Origin of the sequence: Methyloglobulus morosus KoM1 (genome assembly GCF_000496735.2) — a bacterium.
In the GTDB taxonomy this organism is placed as follows: Bacteria; Pseudomonadota; Gammaproteobacteria; order Methylococcales; family Methylomonadaceae; genus Methyloglobulus; species Methyloglobulus morosus.
On sequence record NZ_AYLO01000142.1, the window covers coordinates 1 to 16,201 of the forward strand.

The following is a 16,201-nucleotide window of genomic DNA, read 5'->3' on the forward strand; positions in this document are numbered from 1 at the left end:
CTGGAATTGCACTTTGTTTTTGCTCACCTCACGCCTCCTTTGCTTTCAAAGATTTGCATTTCCAACTTTGACTTCAAAATTTGCTGTGGGTTCTACGTAATCAGATAACAAATTGATTCAGCTTGCCTTAAATAAATAGTTTAATGCGTCAAGGGCTGGCTTGTGTCTTGATCCATTAACCTCAAAGTATTTTCAGGCAATCCGCCTGACAGCGACCCAATACGGAATTGATGGGCTTCGTCATGGATCGTTGCCATGAACTTGATTAGCTGGGCCTCCAGTTTTATTTTTTCCGCCAAATTTTCCGTTTCCCACATCGCGTTAAGCAGCGATTTTGCGTGATGGTGGATGGTATGGGCAATCGCGTCGGGCAAGTGGGCGTAGCTGGTTTGTATTACTAACTTGAGCTGGTTCAGGGAATCCAGGTATTGTTGATAATCTTTGATGTCTTCTTTGCAGCGGGTTTTTAACATGCTGAGTTCAGCCTGTTGTCGCGTTTTCAGCAATTCAATCTCATGTGCTAGCTGTACGTTTTTTTTGGCTAATTCAGCGGCCAGTTTTTTTTCGGCTAGCCGTTGGTCATGAGACAGTTTGAGTTGTTGGTCTTGGTTTGCCGTTTGCCATGCGAGATTCCTGTCCTTAATCGAATGGATTAGGCTGACGGTATCGTGAATTCGCTGTCTTAAGGTTTTCATGACGGCACAGATTTTCGGTCATCTTCCTTGAGGAGCCGTTTGCGGTGTTGTTGGTTGAAATACCGCAAACGGGCTTTTTTAAAGTGGAACAATTGATTCAGGCTGTCACGTTTGCCTAGGTAAAACAGTACCCGTCGCTCGATACGTCGGTTAGCGGAAAAATAATCGAAAAAAGCCACGGCAATCAACTTGCTCAGCAATCCTAAACCGCCTAGCAAAAAGAGAAAAAAACTGCCTAGCAACGCCGTAACGCCCAGTTGCGATAACTGACCGGCAAGGTCAGTTAGCATGACCTGCTCGAGAACGACCGCAAGCAAAAAATTGGCACAAGCACCCAGCGTCAGCAGTAAAGAAAACCGAATAATCAAGACTCTCACCCAAAAACCATAACTAAGGTAAACCCGGCACGCCGATGCGTTGTATTTGCATGGCGTTGTTGCCTTCTTCATAAGCCAGAAGTTTACCTTGTTTTTGCCAAAGACGAAATGCCAACGCATAAGACAACACGCGGATAGGGTAATCACGCGGGAGCAACTGGAGGTAAGGTTGAATGGTAATGAAATCGGTCACGCCGTATTTTTTCATGATGAAGCGAAGTCCGCCATTCGCAGGGCCTATATTGTAGGCGAGCAAACCAAGGAACACGTCATTTTTCATTTCTGCCAAGTAATGTTTGAAAGTGGCGGCGGCGATGAAGGCGTTATGGCGATGATCGTACAGGGATAGCTGGCCTGTTTGCAATTGTTCTTTGGCTTCTTCCAACACGGAGGTTGGCACTGCCGTGATCTGGAACAAACCGTGGCCGCCGTCATTGCTGTCCCTGGGTTTAAAGGATGATTCCGTTGCAGCGATTCCCTGCAGCAAGTTCTGGTCAATATCAAATTCTGCGGCAGCTTCCGCAATAGCTGCGTTATAAGGTTCGGCCCGATGCATCATTTTGTTAAGGTTGGCTGAACTATAACGTCGATAAGCGGCAAACACTTGATGGTTGAGGGTAACCCGGCTGGCTTCTTCTTTGCCGCCGACCAGCGTGCGGAACTGGCCGAATGATTGGCTTAGCCTATCTTGCCCAGAGAGCATTGCCACTGCCAACACAAGTCCAACCGCTATCGCCGGAATAGTCGTAAACGAATGGTTTTTTAAATAGTTACGCAACTTCCACCAAGCAACCAAAAAAATGGTCGACACCAGGATAAGGGCCATAACGCCTACGGCAAACGGCAGTAAACTGCCCAAAAAACTCGTGCCGGAAAACCAGTTTCCGGCATTCCCCAGCACGACGACAATGGCATAGATTGCGATAGCGGCAAGGGACAGCGTTTCAATTGTTATGAGCAGGAATTGTTGCCGTAAGCTGCGGGGAGGAAAAGTATTTATTGGTTTTTTTAGGGGGCGTTTGCGTGGTGCGCGTTTAGCTGGAGGATTATCGGTGTTCCGTACTTTTGTTGCGGGTCCGGCAGGCTTGTTCATCAGGTAAAATATATCTATTAATGCGCCAAGATTTCAGGCAGAAAAAACTCGCTTACCAACATTGGCCGCTTTTGGATGGCGTAGACGGTCCGTCGTCCCCAGATGGGTTGGGTTATGTTGGCATTATGTTGGGTTTGTTCAGTCCAGATGGTCGGCATTATCAAAGCCAAATCCATTGTCACTCGCTCCAAGTCGGGATAAGAAAAAATCACTTCGCCGAGTGGCCGGGTGCCCAGATGAGAGAGGTTGCGATGGGCGACCTTGATGGTTTCTTCGGGAATAATTGTCCTAGCCAACAGCAAGGGTTTGCCATCTGTGTGTAGGGCAACTTCACGGATTAGGCAGAATCGAGTCAACGGCAAATGAAGCTGCCTGCGTTCGCTTAAGAACGGTGTGCGCCATTGGTGGAAAAGGATGTTCACGGCGATGTGGTTACCGTAATAATCACGTAACCGTTGCGTCAGCGAGCCGGCTTCGTAAGCCCAGGACCGGACGGCTTGCGGGAGGGTGTGGTGGCTTCCTCGCCTGTGCTCGTGCCAATCAGGTTCACGGTTGAATAAGATACTTTGGGTGGTCAATGAGTTTAAACCTCGGAATAGTCGGGATTGTGGCCTAACCAGCGGTCAATTAAGGGTGCTACGGCTTCGGGCGTATCGACAAACAGGGAGTCGGCAATGGTGGGGATATTATCCAGCAAATCCGCATCCCTGACCAAATCGGCAATTTTGAAGTTGACTTGGCCGGTCTGTCGAATGCCCATCACTTCACCGGGGCCACGCAGTTGCAAATCCTTTTCGGCAATCAAGAAGCCGTCGTTACTGTCCCGCAAGATGCCCAAACGCTGGCGGGCATTATCGGACAAGGGCGATTGGTACAGCAACAGGCAAAAACTGTCGTCGCTGCCCCGCCCGACTCGGCCACGCAATTGGTGCAGTTGTGACAATCCCAACCGTTCAGGATTTTCGATAATCATCAAGCTGGCGTTGGGGACATCCACGCCGACTTCAATGACTGTGGTGGCAACCAACAGGTCAATGTCATGCTTTTTGAAAGCTCGCATGACGGCCTCTTTATCGATGGTTTTCATTCGGCCATGCAGCAGTGCGATACGTACGCCAGGTAAAGCCATGGTTAATTTTTCGGCTGTCTTTTCGGCGGCTTCGCACTGGAGAAGTTCGGATTCTTCAATTAAGGTACACACCCAATAGGCCTGTTTCTTATTGCTTACCCAGTTGTTGATGCGATTAATGACCTCATTCCGCCGCTCGCTGGGGATTACGCTGGTAGTGACGGGCTTCCTGCCCGGCGGCAGTTGGTCGATGATGGAAATGTCCAAATCGGAATATTGCAACATCGCCAAGGTGCGCGGAATAGGGGTGGCGGTCATGACCAGTTGGTGCGGCCTGATACGGCCTTGCTGCCCCTTGGCACGCAAGGCCAGTCGCTGATGGACACCGAAACGGTGCTGTTCGTCGATGATAACCAAACCCAAACGATGAAAACTGACCTCATCCTGGAATAAGGCATGGGTACCGATGGCGATGCCTGACGAACCATCTTCCAACGCCACTAAAATTTCTTTGCGTTGATTGCCTTTCATTTGGCTAGTCAGCAAAACAATTTGCGTAGTGAAACCGTCAAACCATTCGCTGAAATTACGGTAATGCTGCTCCGCCAGTAATTCTGTCGGTGCCATGATGGCGACTTGATGTCCAGCCCCCAGCGCAAGTAAGGTGGCATAAGCGGCAACGATGGTTTTGCCGGAACCGACATCGCCTTGCACTAATCGCATCATGGGGCGGCGTTGTCCGCAATCCGCCGCAATTTCCGCCATGACCCTACGCTGTGCGTCGGTCAGCTTAAAAGGCAGTGCGTCCAGGAATGGTTTTGTTGCCGTGGGGGTGGCAGAAAAGCGGGGCGATTGCCAAGCTTTCGCCTTATGTTTGGCGAGTTTAAGGCTAAGGTGATGCGCTAACAGTTCTTCAAACGCCAGCCGTTTCAGTGCCGGGACATCACCGTTTTGTAGGGCTTCAAGGGTGGTCTGCGCATCCGGCGCATGAAGCGTCTTGATTGCGTCCACTAACGGTGGGTAATCGTATTGCTTGGGTAGGGCGGGAAGCCAGTCTTTCAGGGCATCTGGGTTCTCGAGCAGTGCCAATGCCTGTTTCACGGCCTTCCTGACGGTACTTTGATTTAGCCCCTCTGTCAGCGGGTAAACAGGGGTCAAGTACAATTCTGGGATCGACTTATCCGTATTAGCTATGATGCTGTATTCAGGATGCACCATTTCCAGGCCAGCATAGCCATAACGCACTTCACCAAAACAACTGAGTATCGTCCCCGATTTAAGGTTGTTGTGCTGCTGGGCAGTGAAGTGGAAAAACCTTAAATCAATAAACCCCGTGCCATCGCTAATCCGGCAGATTAAGCTTTTTCTGCCTCTGGGCAACACATCTATGAACTCAACCTTACCGCTAATGAGTGCCGTCATTCCCGTCGCTAAATTGGCAATCGGACAAATACGGGTCTTGTCTTCATAACGGATCGGCAGGKGGAAAAGCAGGTCTTGGACCATTCGGATACCGAGCTTTTCCAATTGCGCCGCCGTTCGGCTACCGATTCCGGTTAAGGTTGTGGTTAATTGCTTAAGGGAGTCAGGTTGATGGGTTATAGGGATACCTGACTTTGGCATGGTTAGTGCGAAATTGGCGTTTTCGTTCTCAGATGGGGTATTCTTGCGGATCAAGCACCATAATAGCGTCCATTTCCACCTGGGCGGCTTTGGGCAAGGCGGCCACCCCAATGGCAGCACGGGCAGGATAAGGTTCTTGGAAGTAACGTCCCATAATTTCATTGACGAGGGGGAAGTGCGCTAAATCGACCAGGAACACATTCAATTTGACCACGTCGCTTAGGCCCCCGCCAGCGGCTTCTGCAACCGCTTTCAAGTTGTTGAACACTTGCGTGATTTGCGCGGAAACATCGCCTTCAACCAGTTGCATGGTTTCCGGAATCAAGGGAATTTGTCCTGATAGGTAGACCGTTTGGTCGACCTTTATGGCTTGCGAATACGTGCCAATGGCTTTTGGGGCTAGGTCAGTGTTGATGAGGGTTTTGGTCATTTTGATTGCTAAGGTTCGTAATTAACCGAGCTGAATGAATACAGTATTACGCCTTTACCCGTGTAATTTTTATCACGATAGGCAAGTCTTTTAGCTTCCGCATTATTTGGGCGAGGTGAACACGGTCTTTTACGCTTATGGTAATCAAATCGACGCTTACGCGGGAATCCTGTTCGATGACGGTGACGTTTTCGATATTGGAATTGTTCTCCGAAATCGTTGTGGCGACTGTTGCCAGCGAACCTCGTTGGTTCAGGATTTCCAGCCGTAGCTCAGCAGGGAATTCTCCCGTTGTGTCTTGGCTCCATTCCACGTCTAGCCAACTGGTTTGCTTCTTCCTGACATCGTTGCTGTTTCGGCAATCATGGTGATGGACGACGATCCCTTTGCCTGGGTTAAAAAAACCAATAATGGAATCGCCAGGAATGGGACGGCAACATTTCGCCAAGGTAATGACCATGCCTTCTGTCCCTTTGATGACCAAGGGCGCCCGCTGATTTTGTTCTTTATCGTCTAATCGGATTGCAGCATGAATGTCATCTTGAGTCAGTTGCTTAGCAATGAGGAACGGCATTTTGTTACCTAAGCCAATATCCTCAAGTAATTCATCCAAGGTCTTTTTGCCGGAGATTTTAAGTAAGGCTTTTATTTTAGACTGGTCGATGGCATCCAGTTGTAAGTGCATGGCCTGAAATTCCTTGTCCAATAAACGACGGCCCAAGCTGATCGCTTCCTGCTGCTTGAAATTCTTCAAATAATTGCGGATTCCCGAACGCGCTTTAGCCGTGGTGACATAATTCAGCCAAAGTGGGTTAGGCCGAGCCCAGATGGCAGTAATGACTTCAACGGTAACGCCGTTCTCAAGCTGAGTTTGCAGCGGCACCAGCTTCCGGTCAACACGAGCGGAAACGCAGGCATTGCCAATGTCCGTATGCACGGCGTAGGCAAAATCAATAATGCTCGCTCCCCTAGGCATTTTGATGATTTCGCCTTTAGGCGTAAAGACAAAAACCTCCTGCGGGAACAAGTCAATCTTAAGGTTATCGATGAACTCCAGGGAATCGCCGGCTGTTTGCTGGATTTCCAGCAAATCCCGCAGCCATTCATTGGCACGGTCTTGGAATTTGTCGTTCTTGTCGTCATCGGATTTGTATAACCAATGCGCCGCAATGCCGGATTCCGCCATGCGGTGCATTTCGTGCGTCCTGATCTGGATTTCGATGGGAAAACCAAAGGGGCCGATGAGGATGGTATGCAAAGATTGATAACCGTTTGCCTTGGGCAGGGCAATGTAATCCTTGAATTTGCCTGGAATGGGTTTGTACAGGTTATGGACGATGCCCAAGATGCGGTAGCAATCATCCACGGAGTCGCAAAAAATCCTGAACGCATAGACATCAAAAACATCGTTCAAGGACACTTTTTTATGCAACATTTTTTGGTAAATGCTGTAGAGGTTTTTTTCCCGTCCTGACACTTCACAAACCAACTTGGCTTGGCTAATGCGGTTTTTCAGGGTACTTTCGATCACATCAATGATTTTACGGCGATTGCCTCGCGCCTTTTTTAAGGCGTTATCCAGGATGTTGTAACGCCGTGGATACATCGCATGAAAACTGAGCAACTCCAGTTTATGCCGAATATTGTTCATGCCCAGTCGATTGGCAATGGGGGCATAAATATCCAGGGTTTCCCGGGCGATCCGGCGTTTTGCCTCGGCGGGCATGGCACCCAAGGTTTGCATGTTATGAAGCCGGTCGGCCAGTTTGACCATGATGACGCGCAAATCTTTGCCCATCGCCAGGAACATCTTGCGGACGTTTTCGGCTTGGGTCTCGGCGTGGGACTTACTGTCGATCTTGGTCAGTTTGGTGACGGCATCGACCAGTTCCGCAACTTCAGGGTTGAAGGCTTTTGCCAGTTCCTGTTTGCTTACCCCCGTATCTTCAATGACATCATGCAGGATAGCTGCCACGATGCAGTTGGCATCCATCCGAATTTCGGCAAGGCTGATGGCAACGGCGACAGGATGGCAAATATAGGCCTCGCCACTTTTGCGGAACTGGCCAGAATGCGCTTTTGCGCCAAATTCATAAGCACGGACACAAGCGTCGACTTGGTCTTTGTCCAGATAGCCGGACAATGTCGAACACAAACGCCGCACCAGTTTGTCCTGAGGGCGTTCAAGTTCGATACTGTCAGCGACGTCTAGCATAGGTTCAGAACATCAGGTTTTGCTCATGCACTTCAACAGTACGATGTAGCGTGTTGATATTTTCCGTAGTAACGTGGCCTTCCGCGATTTCGCGCAGGGCAAGTACGGTGTCTTTGTCTTTGTTGCGCGGCAAAAACTCGGTCGCGCCGTGACTCAGTTGGCGTGCGCGGGCACCTGCCAGCAAAACCAACTTAAAGCGGTTTTCTACATGTTCTAAACAATCTTCGATGGTGACTCTAGCCATTGGTGTTCCTTTTATAGTTACGTTGTTATGACCATATTAATGGTCGGTTGGTTCTATGGTGATAGATGTATCATTAAATTAACATAAAAACAACAGGTTGTTGTGTTTTTGTTCAAATTAAGGGGTAAAAATTTAGTTTGGTGGAAATCTTTAGGAAATTCAAAACACCCCTCTCCCTTTGGGAGAGGGCTGGGCGTGGGTTAACCTCTCGACTTCAATATGGCAACGGCAGGGAGTTCCTTACCTTCCAGAAACTCAAGGAAAGCCCCTCCCCCTGTCGAGGTATAAGACACCTTGTCCTCGATGCCATATTTGTCGATTGCGGCCAGGGTATCCCCGCCGCCTGCAATCGAAAACGCCGGACTTTCGGCAATTGCCATCGACAAGGTTTTAGTGCCTTCGCCGAATTGGTCGATTTCAAACACGCCAACCGGGCCGTTCCAAACGATTGTCCCGGCAGATTTCAAGATGTCCGCATAATGTTGGGCGGTATCAGGCCCTATATCCAAGATAAGGTCGTCCGCTTCGACGTCGGCGACTTGTTTGACGGTAGCCACTGCACTATCCGCGAATTCTTTGGCACAAACCACATCGGTAGGAATAGGAATATCAGAACCCGCACTTTTGGCGGCGGCTATCAAGCGTTTGGCCTCATCAATCAAGTCAGGTTCATACAAGGACTTTCCAACCGAAAAACCCATTGCCGCAATAAAGGTATTGGCAATGCCTCCGCCGACGATGAGTTGGTCGACTTTCTCAGACAAGGATTTTAGCACCGTCAATTTGGTACTGACTTTGGAGCCGCCCACAATGGCGACCAAGGGTTTGGTCGGTGTTTCCAATGCCTTGCCTAAGGCATCCAGTTCGCTCGCCAGCAATGGGCCGGCGCAGGCAATCGGGGCAAACTTTGCCACGCTATGGGTTGATGCTTGCGCCCGGTGGGCCGTGCCGAAGGCATCCATCACGAAGACGTCACATAAGGCTGCCATACGCTTGCCTAGCTCGTCGTTATTTTTTTCTTCGCCGACATTAAAACGGACGTTTTCACATAACACGACTTCACCTGGATTGACGGCAATACCGTCCAACCATTCGCGTTCCAGCCTTACGGGCTTGCCCAACAAGCTGGACAGCCGTTCAGCGACAGGTCTCAAAGAAGAGTCTTCGTCATAGTGGCCTTCGGCAGGACGGCCTAAATGGGACATCACCATTACGGCGGCACCGGCTGCCAAGGCTTTCTCAATGGTCGGCACACTCGCCTGTATGCGAATATCGCTGGTGACCTTGCCATTTTTGACCGGGACGTTCAGGTCTTGGCGGATCAACACCCGCTTGCCGGCCAAATCCAGGTCAACCATTCTTTTTATCGACATATTACTTTCTCTCTTTTTCGGTAGTTAATGTTACGCTTCAGCGGCTTCTTCTTTCCATTTGATAGAGCAGCCGATGCTGGAAATCTGGTCTTGTGGGCCTTGCCCGGTATGCGCGACCTGCTTCATCGCTTCGAACAGGTCGCGCCGTGTGCCGTCGGGGGCGGTATCTTTACGGCTGGCATCCAGGCGGCCACGGTATTGCAATTCAAAATCCGTGTTGTAGCCGAAGAAATCCGGCGTACAAACCGCCCCATAGGCCTTGGCGATTTCCTGGGTTTCATCGATCAGGTAAGGGAACGGGTATTTATACTCGGCGGCGATCTTCTTCATGTTTTCATACGAATCGTCAGGGTAATTGACCGTATCGTTGGACATAATGGCTACGGAATTAATGCCATACCCCATTAACTCGCGGGTATCCCTAAGGATTCGCCCATGCACGGCTTTCACGTAAGGGCAATGGTTACAAATAAACATGACCAACAGGCCATTCCTGCCCATACAATCCTGTAAAGTCCAGGTCTTGCCGTCAACGCCCAGCAGTTTAAAGTCCGGCGCTTTAGTGCCAAAATCGCAGACAGGCGGGTTAAGAGATACCATGATTTTTTTCCTCGTAAGTTTTTATTAAGTGTAGATTTATTAAATTACGGTTTAGTACGGGTAATGTACATCAAAATAGGGAAGTTTTGTATTTATTGAGGGGGTTTAAAAGCAATTTAAAACCTGATAACTCTATTTCAACAGATCGGAAATGATGCTCGTCTCAGCGACACACCTATTGTGCTACTTAATTGCCATAAAGAATGGCCGCGTTTCAAAGATGGTATTGGTGAAGCGTTTACCTTGCCATGACAAGCTTCGTTTTAATGCAAAATCGAAACGAAACGGGTGATAATCCTGCAATACCAGTAATGGCCGAAGGCTTTCCTCTGCCAATAAGCCAGATTCAACAAAGTTTTTTACCGAAATCAACGGCAAAACGCCCGTCAAGGGATAATCCGAACCATTGAGTAAACGGCTATGCCACGCGGTTTCGGTCAATAAAGTCTTAATGACTTCAAGCTTACGATTACGTAAAGTGATAGCGGAAATATCCCCGAACAACTGGCCTTGCCATTGTTTGTCAGCCATTAATTGCGCGAAAAGATCGAAACTTCTCACTGACTTTCCTTTTTCGTCAAGATAGCTACCCAATGTGGCGCAATGTGCAATGACAACACGAACCCCCGCATCCAATGCACGGCGCAAGCGTAAAGGGTTGCCGAATAGGGATTGATTTGCACCATGCACAGACTTTTCTTCGCCGCCATGGCTAATAATTGGAATGTTGAGCTTCGCCGCAACCTTATAAAATCGATCGCACAGGGGTGAAGCAGGGTCAATTCCCATGGCCGGCGGAAGCCATTTTATCGCCCGTGCGCCTTGCAAAACGGCCTGTTCCAAAACCGCTTCGCAATCGCGGCGATAAGGATGGATGCTGGCGACCCATTCAAATCTTTCAGGGTATTGTCTTGCCAACGCCATAGCATATTCGTTGGGCACAAAAAAAGCCGTGTTGGCGTGATCGGCATCCCCGTTGGCGCCATGCGCTTTATCGAAAGCATATAGCATGGCCTTGGCGCCTTTCGGCATACTTTCTAGCAATGCCAGTATTCGCTTAACGAAAGCAACGTCTTGCCCCTTAGTCCCGACACATGCGCCGTTTGCATAAGCCCAGTGCAAAAGAGTTTGAATCGGGTGCATCAGCGGGGCATCCATATCCTGGCTCAAGGTAATGCCGCTGCCACCATCGCCCGATCCTACAATATGGGTATGGCAATCCCACCAGTCCATCGGATTAATACCCTGCCAAGCTTTCTTTTCTAACTCAGATGCTGGCGTTTCATTGGGATTAAGACAATAATTGGTCAACCTAAAAAAGGCAGGAACCGGAAAACTGGCCGCACTTAAACCAAGGGCGGCGCATTGCATAAAACGGCGGCGGGACTTGTTCGGATTGTTCATGGATGCCCGTCTAAGAGAGGTTGACTAAAGCAAAACATAATCAAAATAGTAAAGAGTATGCTGCCTTGGGAGCGTGGTTGCTATTAAAAGATTCTCATCTCAACAAAATCGCCAAACTAATCAAGATAGCCCCAATATAAATCGACCATAAGGTGTTGCGGTGCTGCATTTCCATTTGTTCGCGTAGCAGGGCCAGTTCGCGTTGCTGATTTTCTGCCCGTTTCTGGGAATTGGCCGTGCTTTCCAGTGTTTTGAAGACAAGTTCTGGGATTTCAGGAAAATGTTCTGCAATGTGGGGAATTTGCTTAAGGATTTCTGTGATTTTGGCCTTGGGGCCGACACGTTCCTTAAACCATTTTTCTAGGAAGGGCTTGGCGGTTTGCCATAAGTCCAAGTCGGGATATAGCTCCCGACCAAGGCCTTCGATGTTAAGCAAAGTTTTTTGTAATAGCACCAATTGCGGTTGTACATGCATGTCGAACCGACGGGCAGTTTGGAACAAGCGCAGCAACAGTTGCCCAAAGCTGATGTCTTTCAGCGGTTTTTCAAAAATCGGCTCGCACACGCTACGGATGGCGGATTCAAATTCCTCGATGCGCGTGGAACTGTCCACCCAGCCCGATTCAACGTGCATTTGCGCGACTTTGCGGTAATCGCGGTTAAAGAATGCCAGGAAATTTTCAGCCAGATAATGTTGGTCGGTCAATGACAACGAACCGACGATGCCAAAATCGACCGCTATATATTTGGCCGGCAAATCGACGAAGATATTGCCTGGGTGCATATCGGCATGGAAAAAGTTGTCCCTGAACACCTGGGTAAAAAATATTTCCACCCCGCGTTCCGCCAATAACTTGAAGTTCGCGCCTTCTTTTTTCAGGCGCTCGGTTTCGCCGACAGGTATCCCATAAATCCGCTCCATCACCATGACTTTACGGCGGGTGTAATCCCAGTTGATTTCAGGTACGTAGAGGAGTTCAGAATTTTCAAAGTTGCGGCGCAATTTGGCCGCGTTGGCGGCTTCCCTTAGCAGGTCGAGTTCGTCCAGTGTGCTACGCTCAAATTCGGCGACTACTTGCATGGGCCGTAACCGCCGTGCGTCCGGCCAAAACTTTTCCGCAATGCGTGCCAGTTCGTACAATAAACCGATGTCGGAATAAATACCCTCTTCAATGTCAGGGCGGAGCACTTTAACGACAACCTGCTTGCCATTGTGCAACTGGGCAGCATGGACTTGCGCGACTGAGGCCGACGCCAGCGGTTCTGCCTCAAACTGGGCAAAGATCTGGGCAATCGGCGCCCCCAGCTCATTCTCAATGATTTTTAGCGCGGTTTCCTTGGCGAAAGGCGGGACTCGGTCCTGTAATTTCACCAGTTCATCGGCTATATCTTCCGGCAACAGGTCTTTACGGGTGGATAAGGCTTGCCCGAACTTGACGTAAATCGGCCCCAAATCTTCCAGGGCCTTGCGAATGCGGACGGCACGCGGTTCCGTTTTCGGTTTTCGCCAATAACTTGGGGAAAACACCGCCAGATAACGGATGGAACGGAACAAATGGGTTTTAAATACGATCTCGTCCAGACCGTGCGAGACCAGCACCCAGTTGATATGGATCAGGCGAAAGAGGATTCTAGGGTAAAACACGGTTTTGTTATTTTTATTTCGTGGTGAGGTGCTGCGCCAAGCGCTCAATGCGGCATTCTAACCGATCACTGTCGTTTCGTAACGTATCGACATCTCGGTAGAACAATTCAATTTCCGGTTCGGCAGGCAAGTCGCGGGTTTCTTCTTGCAGGAATTCGGCGGCATTTAGCTTGAATGTCTCAATGGTTTCCTTGCCCCATTTTTGCCCGGAGCGGAAGAACTGGCTTATTTTGCTGGCGATGTCATGTCCGGTGTACTGCGCCATCAAGCCTTCCAAATCAATATCGAGCTTTTTGAACACGGCTTGAAATTGCTTGCCCGTCTGGATGTCACCTTCGATTTTAATCTCGCCAGAAAACACCGAACGCATCGGCTTGGCACTGATGCCCATCAAACCCAAAGCCCACGCCGAACCACTGATGGTGGTATCGGGCTGGCCTGTTATTTGGTCGATGATCTGGATGGAATCGCTGGTTGGGCAAAGATAGAGGGTTTCATTAAAGGGCAGAATAGTCAGTGCGATGACTTTGCCTTTTAAGGGGATAAGCAAATCTTCTTTATTGTTATCGAGCGCTAGATAGCGGTTGAGGGCTGTTTCAAGCGTGGCGATTAGGAGGGGTTTGATAAGCATGTTAGTTTTTAAACTACGGCAATTAGATAATCTTATGGGATTCTTTGACGAGTTCCGCCATTTTCGACGCACCTAATTGTTTGTCTTTATTTAACCCGTCTATTACGCTTTCTCGATTTTGCGGAGGTTGGTTTTGGCTTACTTTCCATTTACCAACAAGTTTAGTGATTTTCATTTCAATTCCAACGATAGATTCCAGCAATTTTTCGGTAAACTCTGTGGGTGCATCAGCTATAGCCCAAGGTTCTGAAAATTGTGACTCATTTTGATCGGTAAGCGTTTCGAGTTGAGCGCGTAACCATTCGGGTTTATCGACAATCTGTAAAATACCGTAAGCATGGGCGACAGCATAATTCCATGTAGGTACTACTTTTCCGTGTTCTTTCTTTGTTTCATACCAGGAGGGCGTAATATAAGCATTCGGCCCGTGAAAAATAACGAGTGATTGTATGTCGCTACCAATTTCACCAAGTAACGGATTTGCCCGTGCCACATGCCCTCGTAAAGTTCCGTAAGGTTCAGGTGTATCGGTAAGGTGCATCGGAATATGGTTTGCGTTTATGCCATCTGCTGACATCGTTACCAAAGTGGCCAAAGGATAATCATGAATCAATTCATGTAGCGTCGTAACATCTGTCACTTCAAAATGTTTTGGGATATACATGATGCTTTATTTTTTCGATCTTTCAACATCTGCACGATCTTGCCAAAAAATACCAAATCCTATTCCAATGAAAACTAAGATAATGCAATAACCCGCAGTAAAGTTTTCAAAAGAATTTGATAATAATATTGCTAGAGTTATTGAGCCAGCGAAGCAAGCAGCGACTCGCCATGCGGCTAATAAAGCAAGCAATTCTAAAAGACCATCCATTCTGGTATTTAGCTAGAGCTTATAACCCCGATGCACCGCCACAATCCCCTGTGTCATATTGAAATATTCACAGCGCTCAAACCCCGCCGTTTCCATCATGGCTTTCAGTTCACCCTGCTTGGGGTGCATACGGATGGATTCGGCCAGATAGCGGTAGCTGTCTTCATCTTTCGCTACCCACTTGCCGATTTTTGGCAGCAGATTAAACGAGTAGAAATCATAAACTTTCTCGGTGACCGGGTCGATGGGATGGGAGAACTCCAGGACGATGGCGCGTCCGCCGGGTTTCAATACGCGATACATGGAGCGCAAGGCCGCATCCTTGTCGGTGACGTTGCGTAAGCCAAACGCAATGCACACACAATCGAAGGAGCCATCGGCAAAAGGCAGGCATTCGGCATTGACCTGGGTGTACTGCACGTTGCCGACCAAGCCGCGATCAATCAGGCGGTTACGGCCCGTGCGTAACATCTGGGCGTTGATGTCGGCTAGGACGACATTGCCCTCATCGCCTACCCGTTGCTCGAACAAGGTCGTGAGGTCGCCCGTGCCTCCTGCCAAATCCAGCACTTGCTCGCCTTTGCGGACATTGCTCAACTGCACGGCAATGCGTTTCCATATGCGATGGATGCCCATCGACATCAGGTCGTTCATGATGTCGTAATGTTCCGCAACCGAATCAAATACGCCGCGTACCAAGCCGGCTTTTTCTTCGGCAGCGACCCGTTTAAAGCCGAAATGGGTGGTGTTTTCTGTCATGATATATACCGTTATCTATGGATTTCGTCGATGTCCTGCCAATTCAAGCCTGTGCAGGTAATCTGCCCATAAGGTTGGATACTCCGCACCGAGCTTGTAAAGCAGATCCCAACTGTAAATACCTGTGTTATGCCCATCGCTAAAAACAAAGGCGATGGCGTAATTACCAATGGGCTTTATCTCGTTAATCGTAACATTTTCTTTATCGACCTGGAGGATTTCCTGCCCAGGGCCGTGGCCCAACGCTTCTGCCGACGGCGTATAGACGCGCAGGTATTCGCACGGCAAATTAAAGGCTTGACCATTATCAAAGTGGATTTCAAGGATACTGGAAACCTGATGCAGCTTGATGTCGGTGGGTAAGGTGTTGCAAGGTTCTATTTTTAATCGCATTTTTGGCTTTGGTTTTCAAGGCTATTCAAGTGGTTTCTGATAATGATAACCTATTTTCTCAAAGCCTTCTTGTTCCCAAAAGGTATTGCCCGTTTCATTGCTGACATAACAGTTGAGTTCGCTGGCGATACAATCCTGAAATAGGCCGTAATCATAAACCCATTGCAGCAAGCGCTTACCTAAGCCTTGCTTGCGGTATTCGGGCAAGATAAAGACATTATCCGGCTCGATGTGCTTGCCGACATAAAATTTGGTCATGATCCACAGCCCGCAAATGCCGATCAGCTTGTTCTCCTTATACAAGCCAGCGCATTGATAGCCTTGGGCAATCATTTCTTCTAGCCGGATGTTAAGCGTGGTTTCAGGAATGGTTGGGTTAAGCTTTTTGATGAGGGGGATGATTGAGATCAGTTTATCGTTTGGGATTAATTTGATTTCGATTGATGTATCCATGCGTCATTTTAATCGATGAAAAGCACAAATTAAAACTGTGCTTCGTCATCTAAGGCATAGTAGCGATCAACGGTGATGGCATCGTGAGCGATGTTATGTGTCAATAAACTGTTAACATCAGCAGACACTCGACCAATAATTTGCAGGGTTTCATCATGATCCACTGATTTAAGCAGTGCCTTAACCCAAACAGAGACATGGCGTGTATTAATAAGGCGTGTCTGGTTATTCTTCGCCCACTCGCCGGAAATCAATAAACCTAAGTGGTCCAGTTTCAGCTTGATAGTGTTTCTTGTTGGGCGATATTTATTTTGTTGCAATAT

The 16,201-nt window shown here is 48.7% G+C and carries 18 protein-coding genes and 1 pseudogene; all 19 read right to left on the minus strand.

The genetic code is table 11. From position 1 onward, the window contains the following. Positions 1 to 140: 140 nt before the first annotated feature. Positions 141 to 695, minus strand: coding sequence for a hypothetical protein (locus MGMO_RS16905; RefSeq protein ID WP_023496290.1), 555 nt, complete (start codon positions 693 to 695; stop codon positions 141 to 143). Continuing rightward, on the minus strand, positions 692 to 1,063 hold the full coding sequence (locus MGMO_RS16910; RefSeq protein ID WP_036308542.1) for a hypothetical protein: 372 nt from the start codon (positions 1,061 to 1,063) through the stop codon (positions 692 to 694). The genes MGMO_RS16905 and MGMO_RS16910 overlap by 4 nt, the downstream gene beginning before the upstream one ends. A 22-nt stretch (positions 1,064 to 1,085) precedes the next feature. After that, complete coding sequence (locus MGMO_RS16915; protein WP_023496292.1) at positions 1,086 to 2,165, minus strand: transglycosylase SLT domain-containing protein; 1,080 nt, start codon at positions 2,163 to 2,165, stop codon at positions 1,086 to 1,088. A gap of 17 nt (positions 2,166 to 2,182) precedes the next feature. Next, on the minus strand, positions 2,183 to 2,743 hold the full coding sequence (locus MGMO_RS16920) for a chorismate--pyruvate lyase family protein (protein WP_023496293.1): 561 nt from the start codon (positions 2,741 to 2,743) through the stop codon (positions 2,183 to 2,185). A gap of 5 nt (positions 2,744 to 2,748) precedes the next feature. Further along, complete coding sequence (gene recG / locus MGMO_RS16925; RefSeq protein ID WP_023496294.1) at positions 2,749 to 4,857, minus strand: ATP-dependent DNA helicase RecG; 2,109 nt, start codon at positions 4,855 to 4,857, stop codon at positions 2,749 to 2,751. Positions 4,858 to 4,885: 28 nt separating this feature from the next. Then, the gene (locus MGMO_RS16930) at positions 4,886 to 5,287 is read right to left on the minus strand and encodes a RidA family protein (RefSeq protein WP_023496295.1); all 402 of its coding nucleotides are present in this window, start codon (positions 5,285 to 5,287) and stop codon (positions 4,886 to 4,888) included. Between the two features lie 46 nt (positions 5,288 to 5,333). Next, the gene (locus MGMO_RS16935; protein WP_023496296.1) at positions 5,334 to 7,502 is read right to left on the minus strand and encodes a RelA/SpoT family protein; all 2,169 of its coding nucleotides are present in this window, start codon (positions 7,500 to 7,502) and stop codon (positions 5,334 to 5,336) included. A 4-nt stretch (positions 7,503 to 7,506) separates the two neighbouring features. Beyond that, positions 7,507 to 7,746, minus strand: a complete 240-nt coding sequence (gene rpoZ / locus MGMO_RS16940; protein ID WP_023496297.1) for a DNA-directed RNA polymerase subunit omega — start codon at positions 7,744 to 7,746, stop codon at positions 7,507 to 7,509. Positions 7,747 to 7,946: 200 nt separating this feature from the next. Next, a complete protein-coding gene (locus MGMO_RS16945) occupies positions 7,947 to 9,119 on the minus strand; it encodes a phosphoglycerate kinase (protein WP_023496298.1) in 1,173 nt (390 codons plus the stop codon). 30 nt (positions 9,120 to 9,149) lie between these two features. Continuing rightward, positions 9,150 to 9,719, minus strand: a complete 570-nt coding sequence (locus MGMO_RS16950) for a thioredoxin family protein (protein ID WP_023496299.1) — start codon at positions 9,717 to 9,719, stop codon at positions 9,150 to 9,152. Between the two features lie 183 nt (positions 9,720 to 9,902). Then, positions 9,903 to 11,123 carry an amidohydrolase family protein gene (locus MGMO_RS16955; protein ID WP_023496300.1) on the minus strand — a complete coding sequence of 407 codons (1,221 nt, stop codon included), beginning with the start codon at positions 11,121 to 11,123 and terminating at the stop codon, positions 9,903 to 9,905. Positions 11,124 to 11,217: 94 nt separating this feature from the next. Beyond that, positions 11,218 to 12,768: a ubiquinone biosynthesis regulatory protein kinase UbiB gene (gene ubiB / locus MGMO_RS16960; protein WP_023496301.1), complete on the minus strand. Its 1,551-nt coding sequence runs from the start codon at positions 12,766 to 12,768 to the stop codon at positions 11,218 to 11,220. Positions 12,769 to 12,781: 13 nt separating this feature from the next. Then, a complete protein-coding gene (locus MGMO_RS16965) occupies positions 12,782 to 13,399 on the minus strand; it encodes a ubiquinone biosynthesis accessory factor UbiJ (RefSeq protein WP_023496302.1) in 618 nt (205 codons plus the stop codon). 22 nt (positions 13,400 to 13,421) lie between these two features. Then, positions 13,422 to 14,063: an FMN-binding negative transcriptional regulator gene (locus MGMO_RS16970; protein ID WP_023496303.1), complete on the minus strand. Its 642-nt coding sequence runs from the start codon at positions 14,061 to 14,063 to the stop codon at positions 13,422 to 13,424. 6 nt (positions 14,064 to 14,069) lie between these two features. Next, positions 14,070 to 14,273 carry a hypothetical protein gene (locus tag MGMO_RS19740; protein WP_152976391.1) on the minus strand — a complete coding sequence of 68 codons (204 nt, stop codon included), beginning with the start codon at positions 14,271 to 14,273 and terminating at the stop codon, positions 14,070 to 14,072. 12 nt (positions 14,274 to 14,285) lie between these two features. Beyond that, on the minus strand, positions 14,286 to 15,035 hold the full coding sequence (ubiE, locus tag MGMO_RS16975) for a bifunctional demethylmenaquinone methyltransferase/2-methoxy-6-polyprenyl-1,4-benzoquinol methylase UbiE (protein WP_152976392.1): 750 nt from the start codon (positions 15,033 to 15,035) through the stop codon (positions 14,286 to 14,288). Between the two features lie 12 nt (positions 15,036 to 15,047). Beyond that, complete coding sequence (locus MGMO_RS16980) at positions 15,048 to 15,425, minus strand: gamma-butyrobetaine hydroxylase-like domain-containing protein (RefSeq protein WP_023496305.1); 378 nt, start codon at positions 15,423 to 15,425, stop codon at positions 15,048 to 15,050. Positions 15,426 to 15,446: 21 nt separating this feature from the next. Then, the gene (locus MGMO_RS16985) at positions 15,447 to 15,878 is read right to left on the minus strand and encodes a GNAT family N-acetyltransferase (RefSeq protein WP_023496306.1); all 432 of its coding nucleotides are present in this window, start codon (positions 15,876 to 15,878) and stop codon (positions 15,447 to 15,449) included. Between the two features lie 29 nt (positions 15,879 to 15,907). Then, positions 15,908 to 16,201 (minus strand): annotated as a pseudogene (locus MGMO_RS20110) (hypothetical protein); the annotation flags it as partial.

Coding starts and splice junctions, on each gene's coding strand:
- MGMO_RS16905 (WP_023496290.1), bottom strand. CDS start 695: ATGAAAACCTTAAGACAGCGAATTCACGATACCGTCAGCCTAATCCAT.
- MGMO_RS16915 (WP_023496292.1), bottom strand. CDS start 2,165: ATGAACAAGCCTGCCGGACCCGCAACAAAAGTACGGAACACCGATAAT.
- MGMO_RS16930 (WP_023496295.1), bottom strand. CDS start 5,287: ATGACCAAAACCCTCATCAACACTGACCTAGCCCCAAAAGCCATTGGC.
- MGMO_RS16935 (WP_023496296.1), bottom strand. CDS start 7,502: ATGCTAGACGTCGCTGACAGTATCGAACTTGAACGCCCTCAGGACAAA.
- rpoZ (WP_023496297.1), bottom strand. CDS start 7,746: ATGGCTAGAGTCACCATCGAAGATTGTTTAGAACATGTAGAAAACCGC.
- MGMO_RS16945 (WP_023496298.1), bottom strand. CDS start 9,119: ATGTCGATAAAAAGAATGGTTGACCTGGATTTGGCCGGCAAGCGGGTG.
- MGMO_RS16950 (WP_023496299.1), bottom strand. CDS start 9,719: ATGGTATCTCTTAACCCGCCTGTCTGCGATTTTGGCACTAAAGCGCCG.
- MGMO_RS16955 (WP_023496300.1), bottom strand. CDS start 11,123: ATGAACAATCCGAACAAGTCCCGCCGCCGTTTTATGCAATGCGCCGCC.
- MGMO_RS16965 (WP_023496302.1), bottom strand. CDS start 13,399: ATGCTTATCAAACCCCTCCTAATCGCCACGCTTGAAACAGCCCTCAAC.
- MGMO_RS16970 (WP_023496303.1), bottom strand. CDS start 14,063: ATGTATATCCCAAAACATTTTGAAGTGACAGATGTTACGACGCTACAT.
- MGMO_RS19740 (WP_152976391.1), bottom strand. CDS start 14,273: ATGGATGGTCTTTTAGAATTGCTTGCTTTATTAGCCGCATGGCGAGTC.
- MGMO_RS16980 (WP_023496305.1), bottom strand. CDS start 15,425: ATGCGATTAAAAATAGAACCTTGCAACACCTTACCCACCGACATCAAG.
- MGMO_RS16985 (WP_023496306.1), bottom strand. CDS start 15,878: ATGGATACATCAATCGAAATCAAATTAATCCCAAACGATAAACTGATC.